2 protein-coding genes and 3 pseudogenes are annotated in these 7062 nt (G+C 40.0%); 4 read left to right on the top strand and 1 reads right to left on the bottom strand.

Translation table 11 applies throughout. From position 1 onward, the window contains the following. Positions 1-137 precede the first annotated feature (137 nt). Positions 138-626 (bottom strand): annotated as a pseudogene (locus CBG25_RS11780) (MOSC N-terminal beta barrel domain-containing protein); the annotation flags it as partial. Between the two features lie 102 nt (positions 627-728). On the opposite strand from CBG25_RS11780, the gene rlmKL reads away from it, so the two are divergent. The 4 genes and pseudogenes from rlmKL to CBG25_RS11760 all read left to right on the top strand — a co-directional run. Further along, positions 729-2843 (top strand): bifunctional 23S rRNA (guanine(2069)-N(7))-methyltransferase RlmK/23S rRNA (guanine(2445)-N(2))-methyltransferase RlmL, encoded by a 2115-nt coding sequence (gene rlmKL / locus CBG25_RS11775; protein WP_290606821.1) that lies wholly within the window; start codon positions 729-731, stop codon positions 2841-2843. A gap of 3 nt (positions 2844-2846) precedes the next feature. Then, on the top strand, positions 2847-4757 hold the full coding sequence (locus tag CBG25_RS11770) for an ABC transporter ATP-binding protein (RefSeq protein WP_290606818.1): 1911 nt from the start codon (positions 2847-2849) through the stop codon (positions 4755-4757). Positions 4758-4790: 33 nt separating this feature from the next. Beyond that, positions 4791-6082 (top strand): annotated as a pseudogene (gene pqiA / locus CBG25_RS11765) (membrane integrity-associated transporter subunit PqiA). Positions 6083-6098: 16 nt separating this feature from the next. Beyond that, a pseudogene (locus CBG25_RS11760) lies at positions 6099-6932 on the top strand (MlaD family protein); the annotation flags it as partial. Positions 6933-7062 lie beyond the last annotated feature (130 nt).

Here is a 7062-nt window from a genome sequence, read left to right as displayed (position 1 = left end):
ACTGCTTACTTGCAAGAATATTTTATAGATATCTTTAATGCATGGATAACCGGACAAAATATGAACATCCTGATTTTTTCTTGTTTTTAAATTTATACTTCTTTTTTAGAGACTGCGAAACTCGTGTTAATATCAGATGGGCATTGTTTTTGAAGCGCTTTAAATGAGGCTTGATTAATAACAAGGTAAGGATAGCCATCAGCAAATGAGAGAGGGATAGCTGGAAATTTTTTTATTCGGCGGCTGGGTATTTTACCTAACCACCTTAATTGAACAGCAGAATTAAAATATTGCGACAGCCATTGATTAATCTTCGCTGGTGCGGCAAACGCGGTAAAATGATTGCCCCACACTTCAGTTGGTAAGGGATGGTTAATAAAGTCTTTATATAAAATAGTTGCTGTTTGCTTATCGGGTGCCTGTATTTGAATGCCATTTTCAAGTATTATTGACTTAAATAACAGCATTTGTGGATATTGCCGCTCAGTAATAAACCCACCTTGATCATTGGTAACCATAAAATAGCGATCGAAAACCAGGCCACTATTTTCTGCATAAGCTTGTGACAAACGAATGCCTTTCATTGATTTAACTGGATGGATATAAAGACGAGATAACCGGATCATTCTTAACTCCTGTTTAAGCGCGATAATTTTGCTAGTAACTTTATGATATGTGCGCAGAGTTAGCTATAATGTGCAGCAATTTTTTATTTAGGTGACAACGATATGAGAGCTCTGTTTGCTACTACGGCATTTGGACTGGAAGAATTACTTAAAAGTGAACTGGAGGCATTAGGAGCAAAATATTGTCATATTGCTCAGGGTGGCGTGCATTTTCAAGTTGACGAACGTGGCATGTATTTGAGTCTGTTATGGAGTCGTTTAGCATCGAGGATTTTATTACCCTTAGCTAGCTGCCAGGTTTTTAATGATATGGATCTCTACCTTGCAGCACAGACAATTGATTGGCCGGATTTGTTTACCGTAAATGATACTTTTGCCGTTTATTTTAATGGAACTAACCAAGTTATCCGCAATAGCCAATATGGGGCTTTACGGGTGAAAGACGCTATTGTGGACAGCTTTACGCGTAAAATGAATAAACGGCCCAACATTGCCAAACAGCAACCCGATATACGGGTTAATGTCCATTTATATAAAGATAACGCCACCATATCGTTGGATTTAAGCGGTGATCCGCTCCATATCCGTGGATATCGTAGTTTAGCAGGGCAAGCGCCTATCAAAGAGAATTTAGCGGCTGCCATTGTTTTACGCTCAGGTTGGCAGCCTGGTTTGCCAATGGTCGATCCTATGTGTGGTTCCGGCACATTATTAATTGAAGCTGCAATGATGGCCTGTGATCGTGCACCTGGTTTAGCGCGTCAATTTTGGGGATTTCAATGCTGGTCGGGTTATAATCCAACGCTTTGGGCTGCTGTAATTGCTGAAGCAGAAAAACGGTTTCAGACGGGGATCGAGCAAGCGCCTGCGCTTTTCTATGGCTTAGATATTGATCGCCACATTTTGAAAATAGCCAAAAAGAATGCTAAACAAGCCGGTGTTTACTCTTTAATAAATTTCCAACCTGGTGATGCGGCTAAATTGGAGAATCCATTTACATTTTCTCAACAGGGGTTTATCACTAGCAATCCACCCTATGGTGAGCGTTTGGAAAGTGAACCTGCTTTAATCCCGCTTTACAGTCTCTTAGGCCGAGTATTAAAAAATCAGTTTCCAGGCTGGCGTTTATCGCTATTTAGTGGTTCGCCAGAACTATTAGATTGCTTAGGGCTGCGAGCCGAACGTGAGTTTAAAGCCAAAAATGGACCGTTAAATTGCATTCAGAAAAATTATCTGTTATCCGCTAAAACGGTTGGCAGCCATAGCATGGTTGGCGAAGATTTTGCTAACAGGCTGAAAAAAAATGAGAAAAAACTTAATAAATGGGCCAAACAACAGGGGATTGATTGTTATCGCATTTATGATGCTGACTTACCTGAATATAATGTTGCAGTTGATCGTTATGGCGAACATATTGTTATTCAAGAGTATGCGCCGCCCAAAAGTATAGATAGCCATAAAGCTAAACAACGTTTGTTTGATGTGATCAGTGCAACCATGCAGGTATTGGCATTAACTTCCAGCCAATTGGTATTAAAAACACGCCAGCGACAAGCCGGTAAACAACAATATGAGAAATTATCCCAGCAGGGTAAGTTTTTATTAGTACATGAGTATAATGCCCAATTATGGGTAAATTTGACCGATTATTTGGATACAGGATTGTTTTTAGATCATCGTTTGGTGCGTAAAATGTTAGCGAATATGAGTAAAGGAAAAGATTTCTTGAATCTGTTTGCTTACACGGCATCGGCATCGGTACATGCGGGTCTCGGTGGTGCTCGTTCAACCACCAGTGTTGATATGTCGCGTACCTATTTAGAATGGGCAGAAAAAAATTTACAGACCAATAAATTAACCGGTCAGCAGCATCGGCTGATTCAGGCTGATTGTTTAGCTTGGTTAGCGCAGACGACAGAAAAATTTGATTTGATTTTCATTGATCCTCCCACTTTCTCCAATTCAAAACGAATGAATGCCACCTTTGATGTGCAACGTGATCATATCAACTTGATGATGCAGATTAAGCGCTTGCTGCGTCCCGGCGGTACAGTGGTATTTAATAATAAGCGTGGTTTTAAAATGGATATGTCAGGCATTACTCAATTAGGATTAACTGCCAAGGAAATCACTCAGCAAACCATTTCACTTGATTTTACACGTAATCGCCAGATCCATAACTGCTGGTTGATTGGTCATGCAGATGAGGAAAAGTAATTTATGTCATTAATTAATATGTCATCTGCCTATCTGGCTTTTAGTGATGCGCCGTTATTAGATAATACAGAGTTGCATATTGAAGATAATGAAAGGGTTTGTTTGGTTGGTCGTAATGGTGCCGGCAAATCAACCCTAATGCGCGTATTGACCAAAGAACAACCGCTTGATGATGGTCAGGTCGTTTATCAGCAGGATCTGCAGGTTGCTCGTTTACAGCAAGATCCACCGCGTTATATCGGTGGTACTGTTTTTGATTTTGTCGTTGAAGGTGCTAAAGAGCAGGCAAATTATATTAAATCTTTTCATAAAATAGCAAAAATGGTCGAACAAGATCCCAGTGAAAAGAATCTTAATAAGTTAGCTGAATTGCAGGAGGTATTAGATCGCGATAATTTGTGGTTACTCGATACACAAATTAATGATGTGATTAAGCAATTGCAGCTGCCAGCTGACAGTCCGTTATCTGCATTGTCCGGCGGTTGGTTACGCAAGGCTGCATTGGCGCGTGCTTTAGTCTGTGGGCCACGGGTTCTTTTTCTTGATGAACCGACCAATCATTTAGATATTGATACCATCTTATGGTTAGAAAATTTTCTAAAAGATTTTCAGGGTAGTATCGTGTTTGTCTCCCATGATCGCTCTTTTATTCGCCATATGGCAACTCGCATCATTGATCTTGATCGGGGTAAATTAGCTTCCTGGCCGGGCGATTATGACGATTATCTGATCAATAAAGAAGAAGCATTACGGGTAGAAGAGCAGCAGAATGCTGAGTTTGATCGTAAATTGGCACAGGAAGAAGTTTGGATCCGCCAGGGAATAAAAGCCCGGCGTACTCGTAATGAAGGCAGAGTCAGAGCATTAAAATCCTTACGGCTAGCACGTTCTGAGCGACGCGAGGTAATGGGGACGGCGAAGATGCAGGTTTCCGATGCAAGTCGTTCAGGCAAGCTAGTGTTTGAGCTTGAAAATGTTAATTATTGCATTGGCAATAAAGTATTAATTGATAATTTTAGTGTCCAAGTGCAACGTGGTGATAAAATAGCCTTAATCGGGCCTAATGGCTGCGGCAAGACAACATTACTCAAGTTGATGTTAGGACAACTTGAGGCGGATAGCGGTAATATTTACCGCGGTACCAAACTTGAGATTTCTTATTTTGATCAACATAGAATGACGCTAGATCCCGATAAAACGGTGATGGATAATTTAGCTGAAGGTAAACAGGAAGTAATGGTTAATGGACAGCCGCGTCATGTGCTTGGTTATTTACAAGATTTCTTGTTTCATCCTAAACGGGCCATGACACCGGTGCGAGCTCTTTCAGGTGGAGAGAAAAATCGATTATTATTGGCACGTTTGTTTTTAAAACCCAGTAATTTGTTGATCCTTGATGAACCGACTAATGATTTAGATATTGAAACACTTGAACTATTGGAAGAGCTCGTTGATAGTTATAAAGGGACAGTATTATTGGTTAGCCATGATCGTCAATTTGTTGATAATACCTTAACTGAGTGCTGGATGTTTGAAGATCATGGTAAAGTTGAGCGGTATGTGGGTGGTTTTTATGACGCCTCTGCGCAGCGTAGACAAAAAATTTCTTTATCGCATGCTACTGTTAGTAAAGCCAATATTGCGGCAGTGGAAACAGCTAAAGAGCAGCCAAAACGAAAAAGTAATAAAATTAGTTATCATTTATTAAGAGAACTAGAACAATTACCGCTGCAGTTAGAAGCGTTAGAAGCTGAAATTGCCATCTTGCAATCTCAAGTTAGTGCGCCGGAATTTTTTAATCAGCCCCATAGCGTTACTGAATCAGTATTAAAAGCATTAGCTGAGAAAGAAGCAGAAATGGAAATGACATTCGAGCGTTGGCAAGAATTAGAATCACTTAAAGATAGCCAATAATTTGGCATTATGACTGTATAGAGGAGAGAAAAGTTGTGCTCTCATAATCATCTTAATGAAAGTTGTCATAATAAGATACTTTGCCCGCAATGTGATTTATTGGTAGCATTACCGGTTTTAGAACAAGGCACTAAAGCCAGCTGTCCACGCTGTCATACTGTTTTATCTGCTAAGTGGAAGTATCCAGCTAATCAACCAACTGCAATAGCGATTAGCGCATTAGTGATGTTGCTTATTGCCTGTTTATTTCCTTACGTAAAAATGAGTGTCATGGGCATTGAAAGTCAAATTTCACTGTTTAATATTGCTCATGCCATGTTTGATGTAAATTATGCTAGTCTTGGCTGGTTTTTTCTCCTTTTTGTCGTGGCTGTACCCGCTTTTTGTATGATTGCCATTATTTTATTATGTCAACGAGTTAATCTCCCGCTTTGGTTAAAAATAAATCTTGCCAGGACGTTATTTCAAATGAAAACCTGGTGCATGGTAGAAATTTTTCTAGCTGGTGTGCTGGTTAGTTTTGTAAAACTAATGGCCTATGGTGAAATTACTTTGAGTATCAGTTTTGTTCCTTATTGTTTTTTTGTTTGTTGCAGGTCAGGGCATTTCAATGTTTAGATAGACATTGGTTATGGCAGCAAATAGATGAAGTGCCAAAGCTTGAGATCCCACTGCAAGAAGGCAAAAGTGGTATTAGTCAAAACATCAGATCCTGTCATATTTGTATGGCCATTTTGCCAGCTGAGCGTAAATACTGTCCTCGTTGCCATACCAAAGGCTATGTTAGGCGGCCTAATAGTTTACAAAATACCATGGCATTATTGCTCTCCTCATTAGTCCTTTATATTCCAGCAAACGTTTTACCTGTTATGATCACCAATACATTAGGTAGTAGACTAGACTCTACTATTATGTCCGGTGTTATTTTGTTATGGGGTGATGGTTCGTATCCGGTCGCCATTATTATTTTTATTGCTAGCATTATGGTACCTAGCTTAAAAATAGTGGCAGTAGGCTGGTTATGTTTTGATGCTAAAGGTTATGGCAATCGGGATCCGGCGAGGATGCATTTTATTTATGAACTTGTTGAATGGGTTGGACGTTGGTCAATGATTGATGTTTTTGTGATTGCAGTATTATCGTCATTGGTGCAAATGGGACGATTAATGAGCGTTTCTCCGGCACTTGGGGTGATTTTATTTGCTGCTGTTGTGATTTTAACCATGTTTGCGGCAATGACTTTTGATCCGCGTTTAACTTGGGATCGCTGTAATGTTGTATCGCAGAGTAGAATTCGGTTAGAAAAGGGGTTGCAAGGTGGCTAATAAAAATAACACTGACATGAAAGCAAAGATCAGTAAACTAAAAAGCTGGTCACCGATTTGGATCATTCCAATTATCACCATCTTTATTGGTGCCTGGATCCTAATTTACCATTTTAGCCATTTAGGCCCTGAAGTGACATTGATTACCTATAATGCCGAAGGTGTTGAAGCGGGAAAAACCAAACTTAAAAGTCGTAGTGTTGATATAGGCTTGGTGGAAAAAGTTTCTCTTGATAACAACTTTAAGCGTGTAATTATTAAAGCACGTCTAAATGATGGCATGGGGGATTTATTAAAGAAAGATACCGCATTCTGGATCGTTAAACCGGCTATTGGCAAAGAGGGAATAACCGGTTTAGGCACGCTATTTTCTGGCGTATTTATTGAAGTACAACCTGGCAATAGTGAACAGCATGCTGAGAAATTTGACTTATTGGGTTCGCCGCCATTAGCTTCACCTGATGCTAAAGGTATTCGAGTGATTTTGACTAGTGATCAGGCTGGTAGATTAAATACTGGCGCCCCAGTGCTATTTCATGGTTATCGAGTCGGTTCGGTAGAAGCGAGTTCGTTTGATATTAAAAGCCGCAATATGCATTATCAACTCTTTATTAATGCCCCTTATGATGGGCTAGTAACGGAGGATGTTCGTTTTTGGCGGGATAGTGGTATTGCTTTTGATCTATCGGCACAAGGTGTTCGCTTAGAGATGGGCTCTTTAACCACACTATTTAGTGGTGGGGTTAGTTTTGATGTTGTAGAGGGTTGGCAACCAGGTAAGAGGGTGGAAGATAAAAGCCTATTCAGACTCTATGAAGATCAAAGAAGTATTCAGAACTCTTTATATACTGTAGGGCACCTCGAAAAACCTAAGCCGAGTTTGATTTTGCTGATAAAGTTATCGGAAGCTGGTCTACTGAGCTAACCACCATGAAGAAACGCAGCGCCATTAAGAATGACCTCTTTGCAAACCAGTATCA

It is taken from the genome of Arsenophonus sp. ENCA (assembly GCF_002287155.1).
GTDB classification, from domain to species: Bacteria; Pseudomonadota; Gammaproteobacteria; order Enterobacterales; family Enterobacteriaceae; genus Arsenophonus; species Arsenophonus nilaparvatae.
Note: the sequence above shows the minus strand (reverse complement) of the source record. Positions and strands in the feature narration are given on the sequence as shown.

Bases quoted from the DNA above. Each gene is read 5' to 3' on its own strand.
- rlmKL (WP_290606821.1), top strand. From the start codon at position 729: ATGAGAGCTCTGTTTGCTACTACGGCATTTGGACTGGAAGAATTACTT.
- CBG25_RS11770 (WP_290606818.1), top strand. From the start codon at position 2,847: ATGTCATTAATTAATATGTCATCTGCCTATCTGGCTTTTAGTGATGCG.